General features: G+C 73.6%; 19 protein-coding genes. 12 read left to right on the forward strand and 7 right to left on the reverse strand.

What is annotated here, in order from left to right; all coding sequences use genetic code 11:
* Window positions 1-463: 463 nt before the first annotated feature.
* From ACZ6RT_RS06260 to ACZ6RT_RS06285, 6 genes are all read left to right on the forward strand, one after another.
* Window positions 464-628, forward strand: coding sequence for a hypothetical protein (locus ACZ6RT_RS06260; protein WP_399194110.1), 165 nt, complete (start codon window positions 464-466; stop codon window positions 626-628).
* Window positions 609-1,259 carry a GTP-binding protein gene (locus ACZ6RT_RS06265; protein ID WP_470152431.1) on the forward strand — a complete coding sequence of 217 codons (651 nt, stop codon included), beginning with the start codon at window positions 609-611 and terminating at the stop codon, window positions 1,257-1,259. Before ACZ6RT_RS06260 ends, ACZ6RT_RS06265 begins: the two co-directional genes overlap by 20 nt.
* Before the next feature lie 345 nt (window positions 1,260-1,604).
* A complete protein-coding gene (locus ACZ6RT_RS06270; RefSeq protein ID WP_470152432.1) occupies window positions 1,605-3,605 on the forward strand; it encodes a CehA/McbA family metallohydrolase in 2,001 nt (666 codons plus the stop codon).
* A gap of 240 nt (window positions 3,606-3,845) precedes the next feature.
* Window positions 3,846-4,634 carry a polyphosphate kinase 2 family protein gene (locus ACZ6RT_RS06275; RefSeq protein WP_399194104.1) on the forward strand — a complete coding sequence of 263 codons (789 nt, stop codon included), beginning with the start codon at window positions 3,846-3,848 and terminating at the stop codon, window positions 4,632-4,634.
* A gap of 266 nt (window positions 4,635-4,900) precedes the next feature.
* Complete coding sequence (locus ACZ6RT_RS06280; protein WP_470152433.1) at window positions 4,901-6,343, forward strand: phosphatase PAP2 family protein; 1,443 nt, start codon at window positions 4,901-4,903, stop codon at window positions 6,341-6,343.
* A 132-nt stretch (window positions 6,344-6,475) separates the two neighbouring features.
* Window positions 6,476-7,453, forward strand: a complete 978-nt coding sequence (locus ACZ6RT_RS06285; protein WP_470152434.1) for a hypothetical protein — start codon at window positions 6,476-6,478, stop codon at window positions 7,451-7,453.
* 166 nt (window positions 7,454-7,619) lie between these two features.
* Here the strand turns inward: ACZ6RT_RS06285 and ACZ6RT_RS06290 are convergent, their stop codons facing one another.
* Together ACZ6RT_RS06290 and ACZ6RT_RS06295 are read right to left on the reverse strand one after the other, a co-directional pair.
* Complete coding sequence (locus tag ACZ6RT_RS06290; protein WP_399194099.1) at window positions 7,620-7,928, reverse strand: TFIIB-type zinc ribbon-containing protein; 309 nt, start codon at window positions 7,926-7,928, stop codon at window positions 7,620-7,622.
* A gap of 46 nt (window positions 7,929-7,974) precedes the next feature.
* Window positions 7,975-8,889 carry a phosphotransferase family protein gene (locus ACZ6RT_RS06295; RefSeq protein WP_470152435.1) on the reverse strand — a complete coding sequence of 305 codons (915 nt, stop codon included), beginning with the start codon at window positions 8,887-8,889 and terminating at the stop codon, window positions 7,975-7,977.
* A gap of 55 nt (window positions 8,890-8,944) precedes the next feature.
* On the opposite strand from ACZ6RT_RS06295, the gene ACZ6RT_RS06300 reads away from it, so the two are divergent.
* Together ACZ6RT_RS06300 and ACZ6RT_RS06305 are read left to right on the forward strand one after the other, a co-directional pair.
* On the forward strand, window positions 8,945-9,844 hold the full coding sequence (locus ACZ6RT_RS06300) for a TIGR03619 family F420-dependent LLM class oxidoreductase (RefSeq protein ID WP_470152436.1): 900 nt from the start codon (window positions 8,945-8,947) through the stop codon (window positions 9,842-9,844).
* Window positions 9,845-9,982: 138 nt separating this feature from the next.
* Entirely contained in the window at window positions 9,983-10,765 is a 783-nt protein-coding gene (locus ACZ6RT_RS06305; protein ID WP_344900137.1) for an HAD-IIA family hydrolase, read from the forward strand.
* Window positions 10,766-10,858: 93 nt separating this feature from the next.
* On the opposite strand, the gene ACZ6RT_RS06310 is transcribed toward ACZ6RT_RS06305, so the two are convergent.
* Entirely contained in the window at window positions 10,859-11,305 is a 447-nt protein-coding gene (locus ACZ6RT_RS06310; RefSeq protein WP_470152437.1) for an NUDIX hydrolase, read from the reverse strand.
* Window positions 11,306-11,411: 106 nt separating this feature from the next.
* A complete protein-coding gene (gene arfB, locus ACZ6RT_RS06315) occupies window positions 11,412-11,834 on the reverse strand; it encodes an alternative ribosome rescue aminoacyl-tRNA hydrolase ArfB (protein WP_399194092.1) in 423 nt (140 codons plus the stop codon).
* Between the two features lie 301 nt (window positions 11,835-12,135).
* Between arfB and ACZ6RT_RS06320 the strand changes: the two genes are divergently transcribed.
* The 3 genes from ACZ6RT_RS06320 (at window position 12,136) to ACZ6RT_RS06330 (ending at window position 15,304) form a co-directional block, all read left to right on the forward strand.
* Window positions 12,136-12,969: a hypothetical protein gene (locus ACZ6RT_RS06320; RefSeq protein WP_399194090.1), complete on the forward strand. Its 834-nt coding sequence runs from the start codon at window positions 12,136-12,138 to the stop codon at window positions 12,967-12,969.
* 100 nt (window positions 12,970-13,069) lie between these two features.
* Window positions 13,070-14,680 (forward strand): alkaline phosphatase D family protein, encoded by a 1,611-nt coding sequence (locus tag ACZ6RT_RS06325; RefSeq protein ID WP_470152438.1) that lies wholly within the window; start codon window positions 13,070-13,072, stop codon window positions 14,678-14,680.
* 42 nt (window positions 14,681-14,722) lie between these two features.
* On the forward strand, window positions 14,723-15,304 hold the full coding sequence (locus ACZ6RT_RS06330) for a hypothetical protein (RefSeq protein WP_399194086.1): 582 nt from the start codon (window positions 14,723-14,725) through the stop codon (window positions 15,302-15,304).
* 26 nt (window positions 15,305-15,330) lie between these two features.
* On the opposite strand, the gene ACZ6RT_RS06335 is transcribed toward ACZ6RT_RS06330, so the two are convergent.
* Together ACZ6RT_RS06335 and ACZ6RT_RS06340 are read right to left on the reverse strand one after the other, a co-directional pair.
* Entirely contained in the window at window positions 15,331-16,551 is a 1,221-nt protein-coding gene (locus tag ACZ6RT_RS06335; protein WP_470152439.1) for an ROK family transcriptional regulator, read from the reverse strand.
* 84 nt (window positions 16,552-16,635) lie between these two features.
* The gene (locus tag ACZ6RT_RS06340; RefSeq protein ID WP_470152440.1) at window positions 16,636-18,201 is read right to left on the reverse strand and encodes an FG-GAP repeat protein; all 1,566 of its coding nucleotides are present in this window, start codon (window positions 18,199-18,201) and stop codon (window positions 16,636-16,638) included.
* A 94-nt stretch (window positions 18,202-18,295) separates the two neighbouring features.
* Here ACZ6RT_RS06340 and ACZ6RT_RS06345 point away from each other — a divergent pair, with 94 nt between their 5' ends.
* Window positions 18,296-19,525: a cytochrome P450 gene (locus tag ACZ6RT_RS06345; protein ID WP_470152441.1), complete on the forward strand. Its 1,230-nt coding sequence runs from the start codon at window positions 18,296-18,298 to the stop codon at window positions 19,523-19,525.
* 135 nt (window positions 19,526-19,660) lie between these two features.
* Here the strand turns inward: ACZ6RT_RS06345 and ACZ6RT_RS06350 are convergent, their stop codons facing one another.
* The gene (locus ACZ6RT_RS06350) at window positions 19,661-21,088 is read right to left on the reverse strand and encodes an MFS transporter (RefSeq protein WP_399194078.1); all 1,428 of its coding nucleotides are present in this window, start codon (window positions 21,086-21,088) and stop codon (window positions 19,661-19,663) included.
* Between the last annotated feature and the right edge of the window lie 83 nt (window positions 21,089-21,171).

Consider the following 21,171-nt stretch of genomic DNA (forward strand, 5'->3'; position numbering starts at 1 on the left):
GTTCCCGGCCGGGACACCGTTCCCGTGTCCGGAGGGCCGTGCCCGCCGATGACGGCCACGCGGACGGGGCGAGCGCGCCTCGTCCGGCTCGGCGGACCGCACCCCTTCCGAAGGGGCCCGTACCGAGAAAACCATCCGGAATTAACAAGGAGCGGCGAACAGGATCTATTCTGTTCGCTCTTGAGGGTTTTTAGTGGCATTGCTAAGGTTCGGCAGGAGCGGTGGGGATGCACGTCTGATCCCGTGCGATATGGCGACCGTCCGAACCCTGCGTGTCGACCGTTCGAAAGTACCGTTCGTTTTCTTTCTCCTTCCGGGATGGATGTCATGCACCTGCGGGACGCGAGCCCGCGGACCGAGATCACCTCGCGTCCGGTGTCGCTCACCGCCCTCCGGACGTTCACGGCGTACATCACGCTGCGTGACGATCCGGACGTGTCGAAGACCGGGACCGCGGCCGATCGTGAAGATCACCGTCCGCGTCGGCCCCGCGGCGGGCACGGCCCGTGTCCCTCCCGGCGTCCAGCCCGACCAGGAGTTCGCCGCCGTGCACGAACCGCATCCGGAGACCGACATGCACGACGAGAGGCCGTACGGGGTGATCTCGGATGAACTCCGGGCGCTCTAGCCGCGGCACCGGGCAGACGAAACTGCCCAGGGCGATCAAGATCCTGGTCGCGGGAGGGTTCGGCGTGGGCAAGACCACGCTGGTCGGCGCGATCTCCGAGATCGAGCCGCTGCGCACCGAGGAGACCCTGAGCAACCGCAGCCTCGACATCGACGACCTGTCCGGGGTGGAGACCAAGCGGACCACCACGGTCGCGATGGACTTCGGCCGCATCACCATCGGTGACGACTACCGCCTCTACCTGTTCGGCACCCCCGGGCAGGAGCGCTTCTGGTTCCTCTGGGACGAGCTGACCCTGGGCGCCCTGGGCGCGGTGGTCCTCGCCGACACCCGCAGGCTGGCCGACTGCTTTCCCTCGCTCGACTACTTCGAGCGGTGCGGCACCCCCTTCGTCGTCGCGGTCAACTGCTTCGACGGCGCCCGGCGCTACGAGCTGGACGAGATCAGGAACGGTCTGACGCTGCACGAGGACGTACCGATCGTGCTGTGCGACGCCAGGCGGCGCGAGTGCGGCAAGGAGGTGCTCATCGCCCTGGTGGAGCACGCGATGCACAGGCGGCTGGGCACGTCGCCCCCGTCCCGGCCGGAGGCGGCGTCCCCGGCGCAGCCGGCCGCGATCCACCGGCCGTGACCCGCGGCCTCCGCCAGCCCGCTAGCCCGCTGACCGGCCGGCCGGGCCCGCCGGCCCCGCTGACGACACCGGCCGCGTCCACCGGCCGGGTCCACCGGTCGGGTCCCGCGGCCGGATCGTCGTCCGGCCACCGGCCGGTCGTGCGGCGGTCGTGCGCCGTGGAGCCGCCGCCCGTCCGCTCCGGGAGGAGGACCACCACCCCGGAGGGGCTTTTGCCCCTCCGCTAGGGACGAATCCCTCCCCCCGGGACGTGGGCCGGCGGTGCCCCGGACGGGCCGTGCCACGATGGCGGCCACACCGGGAGCCCTACCGTGCGGAGAGACCTCTATGTGTGACGATGCGGACATGCCGCTGAGCGTGACGCGGGCGCTCGGCGAGTACCGGACGCTGCTGGCCGAGCACGGGGTCACCTGGGGCGAGGATCCCGTCTTCTACGTCCGGTCGATGGTCGCCGACGCCTACCTGATGGGGACGACGACCTTCTGGGAGGTCTGCTACGGCATGCTCGGCGCCCGCTACCCCGGGGCGTCGGCCGAGGAGCTCGGCACCCGGCTCGACGAGCTGGACATGGACGAGGTCGTCCGCGCGGTCCTGGCGGGCAGGGTGCTCGGCAACCTCGCCGCGCTCCGCCTGGCCGCCGAGGGCGTCACGCTGGAGGCGCGGGCCCAGGCCGTACTGGACGGCCGGCCGCTGCGCACCACGCTGCTGGTCGACTCCGCGCGGCAGGAACCGGCCACCGTGCTGGTCGACGGGCGGGCCCACGTGATCGCCTCGGGCGGCGCCCGGCTCATCACGATCACGAGCCGCAGCGAGGTGGTCGCCGACGGCGCGCCCGTGGACCTGTCACCGCTGACCCGCGCCGCCCCGGCCGCCCGCCTGCGGGTGCGCGCGGGCTTCCCGTGCAAGTGGACCGTGTACGGCGAGCACGGCCAGGGCTGGTACCCCGAGGGCGCGCCCGCCCGGCACGACTACCACGTGATGCCCTACTTCCACGGGGACGACCTGGTCCTGGACGTCCCGGCCGAGCCGCTGACCGTACGGGTCTCCCGGGGGATGGAGTACGCCTCCGCCGAGGCCGTGATCACCCCGGTGCCCGGTGAGGAGACGCTGGCCGAGCTGGCCCCCGAGCGGCTCTACGACGCCGCGGCACGCGGCTGGTACGGCGGCGACATGCACGTCCACCTCAACTGGGCCGGTGACATGGTGGGCACGCCGGGCCTGGCCGGGGTCATGCAGCACGGCGAGGACCTGCACGTGCTCAACCTGGTCGCCGGCAACGTCTCCTCCGAGCGGGTCTACGACTCCGAGGCGCTGGAGCACTGGGCCGGACGCGACCTGCCCTGGTCGGACGCCTCCCACGTGGCCAGGATCGGCGTCGAGTACCGCAACGACCTGCTCGGCCACCTGTACGCGTTCGGCGTGTCGGCCCCGCCGTCGCGCTTCCACACGGGGTTCCTCGGCACCGCCGACTGGCCGCCCAACAGCGTCGCCTGCGAGGAGCTCCGCGCGCTGGGCGCCGTCACCGGCTACAGCCACCCCTTCCACGCGCCGTTCGCCGAGACCGACGCGCCCGACAAGGCGCTGCGGCAGGGACGCGACTGCTCCTCCCGGGAGATCGTCGCCGACGCCGCGCTCGGCCTCGTCGACACGCTCGACGTGCTCAGCCAGACCTCCATCACCGCCACCGCAGCCGTCTACCGGCGCCTGATCGGGGCGGGCAACCGCATCGCGGTCACCGCCGGGACCGACGCGATGGTCTCCTTCACCCGGCGCGGCAACCAGTCCAACCCGCCCGGCTGGGCCCGCGTCTACGCCCGGGTGGACGGGCCGCTGAGCGCGGCGTCGTTCGCCGAGGCGGTCAGGCGGGGGCGTACCTTCGGCACCACCGGGCCCTGGCTGGAGCTGTCGGCCGCCGGGCACGGCCCCGGCGCGACCCTGGACCTCTCACCCGGCGAGCGGATCACGGTCACCGCCCGCTCGATCGGCCCGGAGGTGGAACGGCTGGAGATCCGTACCGCCGACGGCGTCCTGGCCGAGGGGCCACCGGACGAGCTCACCGCCGAACTGGTCGCCGGCGAGCCCACCTACGTCGTCGCCGTCGCCACGGGCGGGCCGCACGAGCGCTCCTTCACCCGCGAGGTGTACGCCCACACCAGCCCGGTCTACCTCGACGTGGACGGCCGCCACGTGGCCAGGGCCGAGGACGTCGCCTGGTGCCTGGAATGGCTGGACACCCTGGAGAGACTGCTGCGCGAGGAGGGCACGTTCGAGGCGCCCGGACAGCTCGGCGACCACCTGGACGTGATCGAGCGGGCCAGAAGGGTCTACCGGGACCGCCTGACCTGACCTGACCTGACGTGACCTGACCCGGCCGCGGACCCCGTCCCCGCGCTGCCGCGTGCTCCGACCCCGCACCGGCCCCGCACCGACCCCGCACCGGCCCCGTGCGGTCGCGGGCCCGTCCGGTGCGGTGGGCCCGTCACGGTGCGGTGCGGTGGGCTGTCACGATGCGGTGCGGGCCGGGAGAGCGTGACGCGTGCCGTTCCCGGCACCCCCCGCTCCGAGGGACATGCGAGGCTTGTCGGTATGAACCGCCTGTCCAAGATCGACCTTTCGCGGAAGCTCCCCAAGAAGGAGGCGTCCGCGCGCCTCGACGAGGCCCTCGAACGCCTGCTCCGCCTGCGGCTCACGCTCGGCGGCCAGGTCGGTGAGAAACGCATCGGCCCGCCGCTGTGCGTGGTCTTCGAGGGCTGGGACGCCTCCGGCAAGGGAGGCGCCATCAAGCGCCTGGTGCGCCCGCTGGACCCGCGCCACGTCCGCGTCGCGCAGTTCGCCGCGCCGACCTACGACGAGAAGCGCCACCACTTCCTGTGGCGGTTCTGGCCGGTCCTGCCCGGCTGGGGCGGGATGGCCGTGTTCGACCGCTCCTGGTACGGGCGGGTGCTGGTGGAGCGGGTCGAGGGCTTCGCCACCGAGCGGCAGTGGTCGCGCGCGTACGAGGAGATCGTGGAGTTCGAGCGGACCCTGGTCGCCGAGGGCATGATCATGGTCAAGTTCTGGATGCACGTCTCCGAGGAGGAGCAGCTGCGCCGCTTCCAGGACCGGGCCGACGATCCGCTGCGGGCCTGGAAGCTCACCGACGAGGACTGGCGCAACCGCGAGAAGCGCCCGCAGTACGAGGCCGCCGTGGAGGAGATGCTCGCCCGCACCGACCACCCGGGGGCGCCGTGGCACGTGGTCCCGGGCGACGACAAGCGCCTGGCCCGCGTCACCGTGGTGGAGACCGTCTGCGACGCCGTCGAGGCGGAGCTCGCCGCCCGGGGCCACGAGCCGGCCCCGGCCTCGGCGCGCGCGGACGCCGCGGCGGACGACTGACCGCGGCCCTCTTCGTGGCGCGGAGGGCCGGGCCCCGGCCCTTCCCTCCGTGCCCGGACCCGGTCCGGATCCCCGTCCCGTCCCCGATCCCGGGAGGAGACCGGGGACGGGGAGCGGGGACGGGGAGCGAGGACGGGACGCGGCGCGGGACCGGAGCCGGGACGGGCGCCGTGCAAACGTGGTAGGCACCGGGTATCGGGGTATCCGGCAGGACCGAACGGCTGCCGGTTCGTCAGTGCTTTTCGTCATCGCAGGGGGTGCGGCGCATGCGGTTGAGCTCGCGTCTGGGCAGGCTGGACCGGCGGGTGTTCGCCATGGTGGCGGGCACCAGGGGGGCCGGCCTCGACCGGATCGTGCCCGCGCTGTCCCGCGCGGCCGACAACTCGCTGCTGTGGGCCGGGCTGGCCGGTGCGCTGGCGATCAGCGGACGCCGGCCGTTGCGCCGCGCCGCGACCAGGGGGCTGCTCGCGGTCAGCCTGGCCAGCCCGCTGGTCAACCTGGTCGGCAAGCAGGCCTTCGGCCGCAACCGGCCGTCGGCCGAGGGGCTCCCGGCCAGCCTGATCAAGATGCCGGTCTCCGCGTCGTTCCCCTCGGGCCACTCCGCCTCGGCCGCCGCCTTCGCCGCCGCCGTGGCGATGGAGGCGCCCCGGACGGTCGCCGTCCCGGTCGCGCTGCTGGCGGCCGGAGTCTGCTTCTCCCGCGTCTACACCGGCGTGCACTACCCCGGCGACGTGCTCGCGGGAGCCGCGATCGGGGTGGCGGCGGGGCTGATCACCCGTCGCATCTGGCCCGAGGCCGGTGAGGCCGGGCAGGCCCGCGCCGCGCTCACCGCGCCCTCGGCGCGGCTGGACCCCGACGGCGAGGGGGCGATCGCCGTGGTCGACGACGCCGCCGAGGCGGGCGTCGCCCAGGAACTGCGCGCGGCCCTGCCCCGGGCCGAGGTCGTCGAGGTGACGCGGGGCGCCGACCTCGGGTCCGCCCTGCGGGACGCGGCCGCCCGGGCCAAGGTGCTCGTCGTGGCCGGGGACGACCCCGCGGTCGACCTCGCCGCCCAGGAGACGGCGGGCGGGGCCACCCCGCTGCTGGTCGTGCCCACCGGGGGCCGTGGCCGCTTCGCCCGCGCGCTCGGGGTGGAGAGCGTCCAGGAGGCCGTGGACGCGTACCACAACGGCGACCTCGTCGCCGTCGACGTCGGGGAGGTGGCGGGCCGGACGTTCGTCAACAGCGCCACCGTGGGCGTCCACCCGGCCCTGATGGAACGCAGGGAACGCAGGAAGCGCCGGATCGGCAAGTGGCCCGCCCTGCTCTGGGCCATGGCCGAGCTGCTCGGCCCGGAAGGCGCGCGCCCCGTCGAGCTGGTCGTGGACGGCGTGCCCCGCCGCGTCTGGACGGTGTTCGTGGGCAACTGCCTGCACGAGCCGCGCGGCGGCGCCCCCTCCCGCAGGCACCGCCTGGAGGACGGGCTGCTGGACATCCGCGTGCTCGCCGCCGCCGACCGGCTGCCCCGGGTACGGGTCTTCCTCAGCCTCCTTGCCGGGAGGGTGAAGCTGTCGCAGCACTACCAGCAGTGGCAGGCCGACACGTTGCGCCTGTCGGCGCCCTCGGGACGGCTGCTGCTGGCCCGTGACGGCGAGACGTTCACCGTCACCGGAGAGGTGGAGTTCACCAAACGCCCGCGGTCGCTGCTGGTGATCCGCCCGGCGGGCTGAGCGCCGTCCGCGCCCCCTTCCGGGAGGGGGACGGGACGGTGGCTGCGGGGCCCGCGGCGCCCGGAGGCCGGGAACGGCCCGGCGATCCGGTGCTGTTTGACGCACCGTGACGGATACGGCAATAGTTGTGCGGTGACTGCCCCCCGTATTCTCTCGTGTGCCCTGGTCACCCTGGTGGCCCTGACCGCCTGCAGCTCCGCCGGCGACCCCGTGGTCGGCCCGGCGACCGCGGGCGGAGTCGTGGGAACGGACCAGGGAGCCGGTGGCCGTACCTCCTCCGGGGCGCCCAGTTCCCCGCCCGGCGCCGTGGCGCTGACGCCCGACGAGTACCGCGCGGAGCTGGAGAAGGCGCGCGACCCGATCCGCGACGCGGTGAAGAGGCTCGCCGGGACCGGCGGGCTGAAGACGCTCGGCAGGCAGCTGGAGCGGACCACGACCGCGGTGGACGGCGCGGTGACCCGGCTGGCCGCGCTGGCCCCGCCCGCCGAGGTGAAGGCCCAGCACGACGGGTACGTCGGGGCCCTGCGCGAGCTGTCGGCCGCCCTCGGCAGCGCCCGCCAGGACGCCGCGTCCCAGCAGCTGTGCACCGGCCCGGCCGTGCTGACCAACATGGACCGGGAGGGCGCGCTGGACACGGTGGAGAAGGCGGCCGAGGCGCTGAACGGGTACTCGGCGAGCGTCGTCCCGGTCAAGGCGGCCAAGGAGCGCGACCGGCGGCTGTCCAACGGCAGCTTCATCACCTCGGAGAGCCGGACGGGCCGCGGCTCCCTCGAGGTGCGCAACGGCAACCCGCAGGACGCCGTCGTCATCATGACGCGCGGCGGCAGGAAGGTCGTCGGCGTGTACGTCCGCAAGAAGTCGAACTTCAAGATCCAGGGCGTGCGGGACGGCAACTACAAGATCTTTTACACCTTCGGCGAGGACTGGGACTCCAAGGCCCGCACCTTCACCCGGTCGTGCGACTTCCAGCAGTTCGGCAAGAGCGTGCGGTTCACCACCGTCACCACCGCGACCCAGATCCGCTGGTCCACGTGGAGGATCACGCTGCACAGCGTCATCGGCGGGAACGTGAAGCCCAAGAAGGTCAACCCGGGCGACTTCCCCGGCTGAGCCGCGCCCGTCCGCGAGGACCGTGCCCTCGTGCCCCCGCGCCCTCGTGCCCTCGCGCCCTCGTGTCCCCGTGCCCTCGTGCCTCCCGTGCTCCCGCGAACGCGAAGACCGCGCCCCCGTCCACGGGAGCGCGGTCTTCGCGCTCTGCTGTGAGGCCGCGGGCCGGTCAGGTGGAGAAGAGCATTCCCACCCAGCTGCGCTGGCGGTGGTGACCGTAGTGGCCGCCGTGGTGCGGGGCGCCCCACGCGGGAGCGCCGTAGGCGGGGGCGCCGTAGGCGGGGGCTCCGTGCGCGGGCGGCGGGGGCGGGGGCGGGGGCGCGCCGTGGGACTGCTGTGCCCACTGGCTCTCCATGCGGGTCAGTGTCTCGAGCTCGCCGTAGTCCAGGAAGATTCCGCGACAGCTCTCACACTGGTCGATGTGAACGCCGTTGCGCTCGTAGGTGCGCATGGCACCCCGACACTTGGGGCACTGCATCTGGTTGTTCTCCTTGCTCGGACGTGGTTACCGACGTAACCACAACCTACTGCGTGGGCACACTATGGCAGGCGCTTCGATGCCGGACAATCCTGAGGCAGGACTCGACCAGGACCTCCTCCACCTCGTCCAGCGGTCGCGCCTGCCGCTCCGCCGTGGCCACCGCGGCCGCCGCGAGCTGCACGGTCATCGCCTGCGCCGGGACCTCCAGCCGCTCCCACGGGTCGCCGTCCGCGGGGACGGCGACCCCGCCCGCGGCGCGGTAGGCCGCCAGGAAGCGGTGCCACACCTCGGGGTCCAGCAGCCCGGCCGCGAACCAGGCGGCCGGCCGGGACAGGTCCCAGGCCTGGTCGCCGACGCCCAGGTCGTCGACGTCGATGAGGATCCACTCGTCCGGGGCGCGGACCAGCTGGCCCATGTGCCAGTCGCCGTGGGTCAGCCCGGCACCCGGAGCGCCGGCACCCGTACCCGGATCGGCGTCGAGGGGCAGGCAGGTGAAGGCCCGGCGCACGACCAGCTCCGCGGCGGAGCCCTCCCCGAGCCGGGCGACGGTCGTGCCCACCCGCGCGGGACCGCCCGCGGCGCGCAGCGGGGGGAGCGTCCCCGCCGGTACGGCGTGCAGCCGCGCCAGCAGCCGGGCGGCCGCCTCCCAGGGCGCCGCGTCCGGGTCGTCGTGGTCCACCGGCGTCCCGGCCGGCCAGACGGTGACCAGCCGGTCCCCGGCGGTCATGACCTCCTCGGTCACCGGACGCAGCACGATCCCGCGCAGCGCCGGGTGGGCGACGGCCCGCATCCGCTCCACCAGCGGTTCCCGCTCCGCGCCGGGCGCGTGCGCCTTGACCACGACGGGACCGGCCCGCACGATGATCACGTCCGGTCTGGTCGGCATCACCGTGCCGGGCACGCCGCCGTACCGGAGGCCGATCCGGCGCAGCCGGTCGATCAGGTCCTCGCTCTCCATCCGGCAAGTGAACCACCGATCGGCACCCGCGCATCCGGGCGAATAGGGTGCGGGCATGAGGATCGGTTTCGCGGTGCCGGTGTCGGGGTCCTGGGCGACACCGGCCAACATGGCGCGGGTCGCCCGCAGGGCCGAGGAGCTCGGCTACCACGAGCTGTGGACCTTCCAGCGCCTGCTCTACCCGCGGGGCCACGGGATGGGCCCGGTCTACCGCAGCGTGCACGACCCGGTGGTCACGCTCGCCTACCTGGCCGGGCTGACCGAGCGGATCCGGCTGGGGGTGGCGGTGCTGAACATCCCGTTCGCCTCGCCCGCGCTGCTGGCCAAGCAGCTGGCGAGCCTGCAGGCGGTCTCGGGCGGGCGGCTGGACGCCGGTCTCGGGCTGGGCTGGCTGCCCGAGGAGTTCGCGGCCTCGGGGGCGTCGTTCGAGCGGCGCGGGCGGCGCGCGGAGGAGTTCGTCCCGCTGCTGCGCCGGTTGTGGACCGAGGAGACCGTGGAGCACCGCGGCGAGTTCTACGACCTGCCGGCGGCGCACCAGGATCCCAGGCCGCCGTCGGTGCCGCCCATCCTGCTGGGCGGGTCGGCGGGCGTGGCGCTGCGGCGCGCGGGCCGGCTGGCGGACGGCTGGATCAGTTCGAGCCGCGAGGACCTCGACGGCATCAATGAAAAAATCTACATTGTAAAGGAAGCGGCCCGTCACGCCGGACGCGATCTCGGGGCGCTGCGGTTCGTCAGCCGGGGCGTCACGCGCGTCCGCCCGGCGGGAGCGGCCGGCCGCGAGGCGCTGACCGGCTCGTTCGAGGAGATCCGGGGCGACGTCGCCGCGCTGGGGGCCAGGGGTGTCACCGAGGTCTTCCACGATCTCAACTTCGACCCGGAGATCGGGTCACCGGACGCCGACCCCGCGGGGTCGATGCGCCGGGCGGAGGAGGCCCTGGAGGCGCTCGCGCCCTGAGCAGGCGTTCGGGTATCACCACAGGCCGGTCCGCACGATGTACGGCCGGGGGAGCGGGGGCGGGCCTGCCGACGAAGGGCCGCTCCGGTACCTGTCATCCTTGGTCCTGTACTCATCGACAGGGAGCAGGGGAGAACGGTGGACGAGCGCAAGCCGATCGAGTGCTGGTTGTCGGACATGGACGGTGTCCTCGTCCACGAAGGACACCCGGTGCCCGGTGCCGACGAGTTCATCCGCCGCCTGCGCGAGTCCGGCAAGCGGTTCCTGGTCCTGACCAACAACTCGATCTACACCCCGCGCGACCTGGCCGTCCGGCTGCGCGCCGCCGGCCTGGACGTCCCGCCGGAGGCGATCTGGACCTCCGCGCTGGCCACGGCCAGGTTCCTGGACGGCCAGCGGCCCGGCGGCTCGGCGTACGTGGTGGGAGAGGCGGGGCTGACCACGGCCCTGCACGAGATCGGCTACGTGCTGACCGACCTCGCCCCCGACTACGTGGTCCTCGGCGAGACCCGCACCTACAGCTTCACCCAGATCACCCGGGCGATCCGGCTGATCGAGGGCGGTGCCCGGTTCATCGCGACCAACCCCGACCCGGTCGGGCCGTCCAACGAGGGGTCGCTGCCGGCGTGCGGCGCCGTCGCCGCGATGATCACCAAGGCGACCGGGGTGGAGCCGTACTTCGTGGGCAAGCCCAACCCGATGATGATGCGCAGCGCGCTGCGGGCCATCGACGGCCACAGCGAGACCACCGCGATGATCGGTGACCGGATGGACACCGACATCGTCTCCGGCATGGAGGCGGGGCTGCACACGATCCTGGTGCTCAGCGGGGTCGTCAGCAAGGACCAGGTCGACCGCTACCCGTTCCGCCCGTCCCGGGTGGTCGACTCGGTCGCCGACCTGATCGAACTGATCGACTAGGGGGCGTCCGGTCCCTTTCCGCTCCGTCGCGGGACGCTGCGCGGAGCGGGGCGGTGCGAAGGGGCGGGACCGCGCGGGACCGTCCGGGCGGGGTCAGCCGATCAGGGCGGGCAGGCGGGTGACGGTGTCGGCGAGATAGGCGCCGAGCTCCGGGGGGACGAGGTTGAGGGCGGAGAGCGCGGCGGGGTCGAGGGGGAGGCGCATCACCTCGTAGTGGCCGCGCGCGGGGTCGTCGAACTCCGGGCCGCAGCGCAGCGCCGGGTCCATGGAGACCAGCCGGCAGCCGTACACGTGCTGGGTCTTGACGCCCTCGTCGCGGACGCACTCCAGGGTGGTCAGCGGGGTGACCGCGGAGACCACGGCGCCGAGCTCCTCCATGACCTCGCGGTGCAGGGTGTGCTCCAGCGAGGCGTCCTCGGGCTCGACGTGGCCGCCCGGGATCGACCAGTAGAGCTCCTTGCCCGGGACCGTGCGCCGGAACAGCACCAGCCGGTCGTCGTCATCGAGGAGAACGGCGCGGACGCTCGGCACGACGGGCATGCGGCCATTGTGTCACGCCGTCCCCGGCGGCTTGCCCTGCCCGCGAGACCCCTTCCCGGGTGCACGCGGCCGTGCGGAGGCGCGGCCGTGCGCGGGGGCGGGACGGTCAGCGCTGGTCCCCGCGCAGGCGCTTGAGGTCGGAGCGCCGCTTCTTGGCGGCGATCCGCCGTTCGACCGCGCCCCGGCTCGGCTTGGTCGGGCGGCGCTTCTTGGGCGGCGGGGCGATCGCCTCGCGCAACGTCTGGGCCAGCCGCATCTCGGCGGCCTCGCGGTTGCGCAGCTGGGAGCGGAACTCCGAGGCCGCGATGGTGATCACGCCGTTCACCAGGCGGGGGCCGAGCCGTTCGAGGGCGCGGGCCTTGAAGACGGGGCCGAGCGCCTCGGTGGCGGCCAGGTCGAAGCTGAGCTCGACCCGGCTGTCGGTGGTGTTGACCCCCTGCCCGCCGGGCCCGGAGGAGCGGGAGAACCGCCAGCCGAGCTCGGCCTCGGGGATGGAGACCGAACCGTTGACCTGGAGCGGGCCGGGCATGGGGACCTCCTTCTCGCTGCTCGCGGGACGCGTTCCCGGCCGGGTGCGGCCGGGCGCGGGGTGCGTTCCCAGGGTATCCAGGGGGACGGGCGCGGACCACAGGGTTTCATGCCCGTCCGGGATGTGATCACCGGTTTCCGGGGGTCCCGTCCGCGCGGGCCCCGGCACGGCCTTGTGGCGGGAGGTTTCCTTCCGTCACAGTTGCCCGGAGAAGACCTTCGCCCGGGGCCGCGCGCCCGGCGGAGGCGCACACCGCCGGCATCGGTCACGGCGGGACATCCGGTACGGGAGGCGGGGACGCATGGGCACGATCGTCGGTGTGCACGGCATCGGCAAATACCGGTACTACCGCGAGGCGGGCAACTCGGTCACCGGTGCCGCCACGGCGATGCGCGACAAGTGGGACCGCTACCTGCACATGGGACTGACCGGGGGCAGGCCGTACGCGAAGGAGCGCTACGTCACGGAGATCGCCTACTACGCCCACCTGCTCGGGGAGAAGAAGGACGAGACGGCGCGCGCGGTGCAGAGCATGGACGCCGGGGCCCAGAAGGTCCTCGTCGCCTGGGCCGGGCAGCTCGACGCGGTGGGGGAGGGGGTGACCGGGGCCCTGAACCGGGTGGCCGGCTGGCTGCTGGGTCGCCTTCAGGGCAACGCCGCCGACTTCGCCAGGCTCTTCTGCCCCGAGGTGGCCGCCTACATGGCCGCCGGGAGCCAGGCGCGGGCCAGGTCGCGGGCGGCCGTGGCCGAGGTGATCAGGCGCAACCGTCCCCGGGTGGTGATCGCGCACTCGCTGGGCAGCGTGGTGACCTACGAGACGCTCTGGGCCAACCCCGACCTGGAGGTCGAGCTGCTGATCACCCTCGGCAGCCCGCTGGGCATGCGCAACGTCATCTTCGAGCACCTGGTGCCCGCCCCGGTCGACGGCCGGGGCGAGCGGCCCCGCTCGGTCGGCCGCTGGGTCAACATCGCCGACAAGGACGACATCGCGGCGATCCCGCCGGGCCTGCGGACCTGCTTCACCGGGGTGGACCAGGAGGCCCTGGTCGACCTCGACTGGATCGACTTCCACACCGTGGAGAAGTACCTGGGCTGCGGCGCCCTGAACGCGCACCTCAAGCCGTACCTGGGCTGAACGGCCCGGCGGGGCCGGGCGCCCGCCTGTGCGGTCCCTGTTCATCCTGCCGTGAGCCGCAGGCCACGACGGGGAAAGGTCGGCCGGTTGCACTGGGGGCGTGGAGCAGAAGCCGTCACGCAGAGCGTTCCTTTCCATCGCCGCCGCCGGTACGGGCGGCCTGTTGCTGACCGGGGCCTCTCTCGCCTCGCCGAGCGTCTCCCTCGCCTCGCGGGCCCTGGCCGCCGACCCGTTCACCCTGGGCGTCGCCTCGGGCGACCCGTCGGCGGACGGCGTGGTGCTGTGGACCAGGCTCGCCCTCGACCCGCTGGGCCTGAACGGCCGAGGGGGGATGCCGAGCCGGGACGTGGACGTGGAGTGGCAGCTCGCCACCGACGAGCGGTTCTCCCGGGTGGTCCGCAGGGGCACCGAGAACGCCCGCTGGAGGCGGGCGCACAGCGTCCACGTCGAGGTCGAGGGCCTGGAGCCCGGCAGGGAGTACTTCTACCGCTTCCGGGCCGAGGGACGGCTGTCCCCGGTCGGGCGCACCCGCACCACCCCGTCGGCCCCGCCGTCCGGGTCGTCCGGGGCGTCGCCGGGAGCCCCGGCACTGTCGGCGTCGGCCTCGCTCACCTTCGCGGTCGCGGCCTGCGCCCACTACGAGCACGGTTTCTACACCGCGTACCGGAGGCTGGCCGAGCAGGAGCCGGATCTGGTCGTGCACCTGGGCGACTACATGTACGAGTACGGCCCCCGGGGGTACGCGGCGCTCGGCGGGAGCGTCCGGCAGCACACCCCGGGCCCGTGCGTGACCCTGGCCGACTACCGGATGCGGCACGCGCAGTACAAGAGCGACACCGACCTGCAGGAGGCGCACGCGGTCGCGCCCTGGCTGGTCTCGTTCGACGACCACGAGATCGAGAACAACTGGGCGGCGGACGTGTCCAGCTCCGGCGCCCCGGCCTTCGCCAGGCGCAGGGCCGACGCCTTCCAGGCGTACTACGAGAACATGCCGCTGCGCCGGACCAGCGTGCCCGGCGGGGCGGCGATGCGCGTGCACCGCAGGGTGGACTGGGGGCCGCTGGCCCGCTTCCACCTGCTCGACACCCGGCAGTTCCGCGACGACCAGGCCTGCGAGGACGGGCTGCGGTCCGGTTGCGACGACCGGCTCGCGAGCGGGCGCACCCTGCTCGGCAGGGACCAGCGGGAGTGGCTGCTGGACGGCCTGGCCACCTCGGAAGCCCGCTGGAACCTGGTGGGCCAGCAGATCCTGATGGCCCAGCGCGACGTCAAGGTGGGGCCGGGCACCGAGGTCAACATGGACTCCTGGGACGGCTACGCCGCGGAGCGCACCCGCCTGCTGACCGGTTTCCAGAAGTCGGGCGCGGCCAACCCGGTGGTGCTGACCGGTGACGCGCACATGCACCACGCGGCCGACCTGAAGCTCGACTTCGACGACCCCGACTCGCCCCGGGTGGCGGTGGAGCTGGTCGCCTCCTCGATCGCCAGCGACGGCGACGGCTACCGCGACGAGGGCCGGATCGCCGAGACGATGGCGGAGAACCCGCACATCTCCTACCTGGACCAGCGGCGCGGGTACATCGTCTGCCGCGTCACCGCCGAGAAGCTCGACGCCGACTTCCGCGTCCTGGAGCGCATCAGCAGGAAGGGCGCCCCGGCGAAGACCGGTGCCCGGCTCACCATCCCGGCAGGACAGGCCTCACTGACCTGAGCACCAGAGGAATCCGTCCGGATTTGGTGGATGATGCCGCGTATGAGGCCAACCACCACGAGGCTCGGCGCCGCGGTTCTCACCGCGGCGCTGGGCGGCACCCTCCTCGCCCACACGCCCGCCGCGACGGCCGCGACGGCCGGACCCGCCTTTCCGCAGTCCGCCTCCCAGGCGTCCGGTTCCCCGGCGTCAGGCTTCTCGGCGTCCGGTTTCTCGGCGTCCGGCAGGGCGGCTGCCGACTTCGGGTACACCATCTCCTTCCCCCGGCACGTCCGCCGGGGCGGCTCCCTCGTCTACACCGTCAAGATCAAGAACAGGAAGGCCAAGGGACAGCACTACGTGATGCTCGCCGGGACCTTCTCCACCCGCTTCCGCAGGATCAAGGTGATCTCCAAGCCGCGGAGCGTCAGCTGTTCCGTCAAGCGCCGCAGCCTGTCCTGCTGGATCACCTCCCTCGACCGGGGCGACGCGACGGCCGTGCGGATCCGCGCCTGGGCCGGTTCGCGCCGCGGCACCGCCGCGGTGAGGTTCGGCGCGATCACCACCTCCGACGCCAAGGCCGACAGGGGCAGGCTCGTCAAGAAGGTCCGGCGCACCATCAAGGCCGACACGCGCATCCGCTGACCCGGTGACCACCCGGATGCCCGGCGTCAGGGGCGTGCCCCGGCCGGGTTCCGGGGGCGCGCGGGAACGGCGGCGCCCGCCGGGCTCCCCGCGGCGCGCAGGAAGTCCTCCACCACGAGCGTGGCGGCGCCCAGCGTGACGGAGTCGACGCCGAGACGGCCCAGCCCGATGGAGACCGTCCTGTACGGCTGCGCCAGGCAGTTGTCCGCGGCGACCTTCCTGATCCTCGGCAGCAGGTGCTCTCCGAGCAGCACCCCGGCCCAGCCGCCGATGATGATCCGTTCGGGGTTGAACATGTTGATCAGGTTGGCCAGGCCGACGCCCAGGTAGGTGACGGTCTCGTCGATCACCGGGGAGCCGCCGGTCACCAGCTCGGCCAGCGCGGCCTGCTCGTCGACGGTCTCGGTCCACACCCCGGCCCGTTCCAGGATGCCCCTGGCCCCGACGTACGCCTCCAGGCAGCCCCGCGCGCCGCAGTGGCAGCGGTGCCCGCCGATCGCGATCTTCGTGTGGCCCCACTCGCCGGCGCTGCTGTCGGCGCCCAGGTACGTGGTCCCGTCGGTGATGATGCTCGCCCCGACCCCCGAGCCGATCAGCACCACGACGGCGTGCCGGGCGCGGCGCCCCACGCCGAACCACAGCTCGGCCTGGCCCATCGACCGGGCGCCGTTGTCCACGAAGAGCGGCAGGTCAGTGCCCGCCCGCAGGAGCCTGCCCAGCGGCACCCCGTCCCAGCCCAGCGTCGGGGCGTGGATCAGCGCGTCGGGCCCGGGCTCGACGATCCCGGGGACGCCCACCCCCACGCCCAGCACGCGCTCCGCGGGCACGCCGCTCTCGCCGAGGAGCGCGTCGATCCCGGCCAGGACGTGGCCGACGACCAGGTCCGCGTCGTGCCGGACCGGGCTGAGCGCGTACTCGGCGCGGCCCTGGCGGTTCATGTCCAGGTCGAAGAGCTCGGCGCGCACGTGCGTCTCGCCGACGTCGACGCCGATGGTGTAGCCGTGGGTGGTGTTGACGCGCAGCAGCACCCGGGGCCTGCCGCCGTCGGAGTCGACCAGGCCGGCCTCGACGACGACCCCGCTCTCCAGCAGGTCACCGGTCACGTTGCTCACGGTGGCGGGGCTGAGCCCGATGGTCTCGCTGAGTTCCTGGCGGCTGGCGGGCCCGTCGAAGTAGAGGGCGCGCAGCACGGTCGCCCGGTTGCCTCGACGTAGATCACGGACGGTTCTCTGCGCTGCGCCGATCATGACCGACATCCTAGATAACGCCCAGGAACGGGAGGGTCTCGTTCCCGGCTCGAAAGTGGTTCCGGGCCGGAACGGTACGGGCTCCTAGCGTCCGGCGGACGCGGACGCGAACGCGTAGCCGAACAGGGCGTCCTTGGGAGCGGTCGCCAGCGTCCGCGCCGTCGAGGGCCTGATCCCCGGGTAGGGGCCCTTGCGCACGGTGCCGCGCAGCAGCGTGAGCCTGCCGGCGCGCGGGGCGGCGACGACCAGGCCGCGCCCCCCGACCGCGGTCAGGGCCGCGCCGAAGTCCCCGCCCTTGCCGGTGACCAGCAGGTCGCCGTGCCGGGTGAGGCCGCCGGAGCGGGTCCCCGCCAGGATCTGGACGGCGTTCTCGCCCGGTACGCCGATCGCCAGCTCGTCGTCGCCGTCGCCGTTGAGGTCCCCGGCGGCGAGGGAGGCGCCGAAGCGGTCGAAGTAGCGCGGCCGGCCGTTCAGGGAGCGCTGCGACCACGCCTCGGAGGTGGCGGCGCGCAGCCCTGCGGAGGAGCCGTAGACGACGTGCACGGTGCCGTCGCCGTAGTCCATGGCCCGCTGGTTTCGCGACAGGCCCTCGCCCGGTACGCCGATCGCCAGGTCGTCGCGGCCGTCGGCGTCGAAGTCGCCGGTGGCCAGGGCCGAGCCGAAGAAGTCCCAGACCTCGGCGCGCCCGCCGATCCCCGGGGTGTCCTGGGTGAGCAGGACGGCCCTGCGGCGCCGGACGTCGAGCACGGTGACCGCACCCTGGCCGTTCTTCAGCATCGTGTCCGCGGGCGCGCCCACGGCGATCTCGGCGCGGCCGTCCCCGTCGAAGTCCCCGGTGGCGAGCACCGCGCCGAACTGGTCGGTCTCGCGCTCGTGCTGCCCGACCCAGCCGGTCCTCTGGGTCACCATGGAGGGCCTGCGGCCGGTGAGCCCGTACACCCCGACGGCGCCGCCGCCCAGCCCGGGGGCGCCGATCGCCAGCTCGTCGTCGCCGTCGCCGTCCAGGTCCCCCGCCGCGAGCGCGGCCCCGAACCGGCCGGGCACCCGCTTGTGGCCCAGGTCCCCGGCGTCGATGGTCTCGCCGGGACGCAGCCCGCCGGCGGAGCCGTGGAAGAGCCGTACCGCGCCGTCGCCGTCGGCCCCGGGCCGGGAGCGGTCCTCCTCGGAGACGCCCACGGCCAGGTCGGCGCAGCGGTCGCCGTCGAAGTCGCCGGTCGCCAGCGCCGAGCCGAACGCGTCCCCGGTCTCGCTCCCGTCCGTTCCGCGGTCCGGTCGCCCGTCGTCGTCCGGCGCTCCGCGGTCCGGCCGCTCGTCGTCCGGCTCGGCGCGTTCGGTGTGCCCGGCCTGCTCGACGCCGGCGTCCTGGGTGAGCCTGCGGGCGGTGCGCAGGCCGTACAGGACGGTGACCGATCCGGCGCGGGCGTGCCCGCCCGTCCTGGTGTACGGCGCGGCGACCGCGAGGTCGGCGCGCCCGTCGCCGTCGAAGTCCGACGGCACGCCGGAGCAGGCGCCCGAGGCGTGGGCGGCCGGGGGAGAGGCGGCCGGAGCGGAAGCGGCCGGAGCGGCGGCGGAGGCGGAGGCGGGGACGAGGGCGGGGCAGGCGAGCGCCACGGACACCAGGGCGGCGGGGGCGAGAAGCACGGCTCTCATGCTCGTGATGGTTCCTGGTGATTCGGTCCCCCGGCCCACCGGGACGTGACGTTCACATGGCCGGTACGCGTAGAGAACATGCCAGGATTGGCGCATGGAAATCGACCTGGCCGACCTGGGGTTCTGGCGGCGGCCGCTCAAGGAGCGGCACGAGGCGTTCGCGCGGCTCCGGCAGCTGGACCGGCCGGTGTTCTTCGAGGAGAAGCGGGTCCCGCTGCTCCGTTCGGGCAAGGGGTTCTACGCGCTGGTCCGGCACGCCGACGTGGTCGAGGCCAGCCGCAACGCCAAGGTGTTCTCCAGCGAGCCGGGCGTGACCAGTCCCGAGCCGCCCGGCTGGGTCAAGCACGTGTTCGGCGAATCCATGGTCAACATGGACGACCCCCGGCACGCCCGGCTCCGGCGCATCGTCTCGCGCGCGTTCAGCCCGAAGATGCTGGCCGGCCTGCAGGACGACATCGACGCCGCCTGCGCCAGGATCGTCGACGACGTCACGGCCTCCGGGCCCGGTGACTTCGTCGGCCAGGTGGCCGCGAAACTCCCCATCCACGTCATCTGCGACATGATGGGCGTCCCCGACGACGTGCGGGCCAGGGTCCACAGGCACGTCGACATCTCCACCGCCTACTCCGGCGTGCGGCCCAGCCTGGCGCAGACCGTCAGGATGGCCGCGCAGAACACGCTCGCGCTGCTCGCCCTGCAGCGCCTGGTGATCGACCTGGGCAGGGAACGCGCCGGGCAGCCGCGCGGCGACCTGGTGTCGGCGCTGGTCACCGCGAACGTCGACGGCGAGCGGCTGACCGACCGCGAGCTCGGGTCGTTCTTCACGCTGCTGCTGGTGGCGGGGAACGAGACGGCCCGCAACACCATGGCGCACGGCATCAAGCTGCTGACCGACAACCCCGAGCAGCGGCGGCTGCTGACCGAGGACTTCGACGCGCGCATCGGCGGCGCCATCGAGGAGATGGTCCGCTACGTCTCCCCGATCATGCAGTTCCGCCGCACCGTCACCGAGGACCACGACCTGCGGGGCCTGCATCTCAAGGCGGGGGACAAGGTCGTGCTCTTCTACGGCTCGGCCAACCGCGACGAGAGCGTCTTCCCCGACCCCGACCGGTTCGACATCACCCGCGACACCAAACCCCACGTGGGCTTCGGCGGTCCCGGCCCGCACTTCTGCCTGGGCGCCAACCTCGCCCGGCAGGAGATCCGGACCATGTTCCGCGAGCTGTTCACCAGGCTGCCGGAGATCCGGTCGGTCGGCGAGCCCGAGCTGCTGGTGTCCAACTTCGACAACAGCGTCCGCAGCCAGGCGTTCACCTTCTGAGGACGTCCTTCCGGGAGGGCCCCGCCGCCTTCCGGGGCCCCTCGTCCCGTCCGCTCCCGGCACCTCCTCGGGCCCGTGCCCGCCTCGGCCCGTGCCCGTCCCGGCGCGGGCCCGCGGCCGCCCGTCCCGGGCGGCTCACCTGCCCGGATCGGGAGCCGTCACCGGGCAGTTCATCCTGTGCTCCGGCCGGACCAGCACGTTCTCCCGGATGGTGAGGAGGGTGATCAGCGCGGACAGGCCCAGCATGGCCGCGCTGACCAGCATCGTCGTGCGGAAGCCGGCGGTGAAGATCTCCGGGGAGGTGAAGGCGGTGCCGGTCAGCCCGACCAGCGGCGGGATCGCGGCCACCGCGAGCAGCCCGCCGGTCCTGGCGACGGCGTTGTTGACGCCGCTGGCCACCCCGGCGTGCCGCTCGGCGGCGGTGGCCAGCACGGTCGCGGTGAGCGGCGCCACCGCCGCGGAGAGCCCCAGGCCGAACAGCGCCGCAGGGAGCAGCACGTCCACCACGTACGACGAGCCGGGGCCGATCCGCGACATCAGCAGCAGGGCCCCCGCGCAGATCACCAGGCCGGCCGTCATCGGCAGCCGCGGCCCGACCCTCCTGGCCAGCTCGCCCGCCCGCGACGACAGCAGCAGCATCAGGATCGTCACCGGGATCATCGAGGACCCGGCGGCCAGGGGCGAGAAGCCCGACGACACCTGCAACTGGACGACCAGCAGGAAGAAGACCACGCCCATGGCGGCGTACATGACGAACGTGACGACGTTGACCGCGGTGAACACCCGGGAGGCGAAGACGTCGACCGGCACCAGCGCCCGGGGCGAGCGCCTGATCTCCACCCAGACGAAGGCCGCCCCCAGCAGCACGCCCACCACGATCGGGACGACCTCCAGGTCGATCAGGCCGTAGGTGATCCCGGCCAGCGCCAGCGCCGCCAGCGCCGCGCCCAGCACGTCGAACCGGCCCTCCGCGCCGGGGTTCCTGCTCTCGGGCACGTGCCGCAGCGCGACCACCACCACGAGCGCGGCCAGCGGCAGGTTGATCAGGAACACCCAGCGCCAGCCGGCCGTCTCCACCAGCCACCCGCCGAGCAGCGGGCCGACGGCCGCGGCCACCCCGCCCAGGCCCGACCACGCCCCGATCGCCCTGGGCCGGTCCTCGGGCGCGAAGGACGCCTGGATGATCGCCAGGGAGCCGGGGGTGAGCAGTGCCCCGCCGACGCCCTGGAGCGCGCGGGCCCCGATCAGCGTCTCCACGTTCGGCGCCAGGCCGCACAGGGCCGACGCCACGGCGAACCAGGCCACCCCGATCAGGAAGATCCGGCGCCTGCCGTAGCGGTCGCCGAGCGAGCCGCCGAGCAGGATCAGGCCCGCCAGGGTGAGGGTGTAGGCGTTGACCGTCCACTGCAGACCGGCCATGTCGGCGTCGAGGTCGGCACCGAGGGCGGGCAGGGCCACGTTGACGACCGTGCCGTCCAGCAGGGCGATGCCCGAGCCGAGCACGGTGGTGAGCAGGACCCAGCGTCCCGCCGTGGAGCCGAACCGCAGATGACCGTTGTCCATACCGCTCATCATCGCGGACGCCCGTGAGCACTCCGCCGGCGCACGCGATTCCTGAAGTGTCGTGCATCTCTGGTAGGACGGGT

It is taken from the genome of Streptosporangium sp. NPDC050148 (assembly GCF_055586505.1).

Bases quoted from the DNA above. Each gene is read 5' to 3' on its own strand.
- ACZ6RT_RS06265 (WP_470152431.1), top strand. From the start codon at position 609: ATGAACTCCGGGCGCTCTAGCCGCGGCACCGGGCAGACGAAACTGCCC.
- ACZ6RT_RS06270 (WP_470152432.1), top strand. From the start codon at position 1,605: ATGCCGCTGAGCGTGACGCGGGCGCTCGGCGAGTACCGGACGCTGCTG.
- ACZ6RT_RS06275 (WP_399194104.1), top strand. From the start codon at position 3,846: ATGAACCGCCTGTCCAAGATCGACCTTTCGCGGAAGCTCCCCAAGAAG.
- ACZ6RT_RS06280 (WP_470152433.1), top strand. From the start codon at position 4,901: ATGCGGTTGAGCTCGCGTCTGGGCAGGCTGGACCGGCGGGTGTTCGCC.
- ACZ6RT_RS06290 (WP_399194099.1), bottom strand. From the start codon at position 7,928: ATGCAGTGCCCCAAGTGTCGGGGTGCCATGCGCACCTACGAGCGCAAC.
- ACZ6RT_RS06295 (WP_470152435.1), bottom strand. From the start codon at position 8,889: ATGGAGAGCGAGGACCTGATCGACCGGCTGCGCCGGATCGGCCTCCGG.
- ACZ6RT_RS06300 (WP_470152436.1), top strand. From the start codon at position 8,945: ATGAGGATCGGTTTCGCGGTGCCGGTGTCGGGGTCCTGGGCGACACCG.
- ACZ6RT_RS06310 (WP_470152437.1), bottom strand. From the start codon at position 11,305: ATGCCCGTCGTGCCGAGCGTCCGCGCCGTTCTCCTCGATGACGACGAC.
- arfB (WP_399194092.1), bottom strand. From the start codon at position 11,834: ATGCCCGGCCCGCTCCAGGTCAACGGTTCGGTCTCCATCCCCGAGGCC.
- ACZ6RT_RS06320 (WP_399194090.1), top strand. From the start codon at position 12,136: ATGGGCACGATCGTCGGTGTGCACGGCATCGGCAAATACCGGTACTAC.
- ACZ6RT_RS06330 (WP_399194086.1), top strand. From the start codon at position 14,723: ATGAGGCCAACCACCACGAGGCTCGGCGCCGCGGTTCTCACCGCGGCG.
- ACZ6RT_RS06335 (WP_470152439.1), bottom strand. From the start codon at position 16,551: ATGATCGGCGCAGCGCAGAGAACCGTCCGTGATCTACGTCGAGGCAAC.
- ACZ6RT_RS06340 (WP_470152440.1), bottom strand. From the start codon at position 18,201: ATGAGAGCCGTGCTTCTCGCCCCCGCCGCCCTGGTGTCCGTGGCGCTC.
- ACZ6RT_RS06345 (WP_470152441.1), top strand. From the start codon at position 18,296: ATGGAAATCGACCTGGCCGACCTGGGGTTCTGGCGGCGGCCGCTCAAG.
- ACZ6RT_RS06350 (WP_399194078.1), bottom strand. From the start codon at position 21,088: ATGGACAACGGTCATCTGCGGTTCGGCTCCACGGCGGGACGCTGGGTC.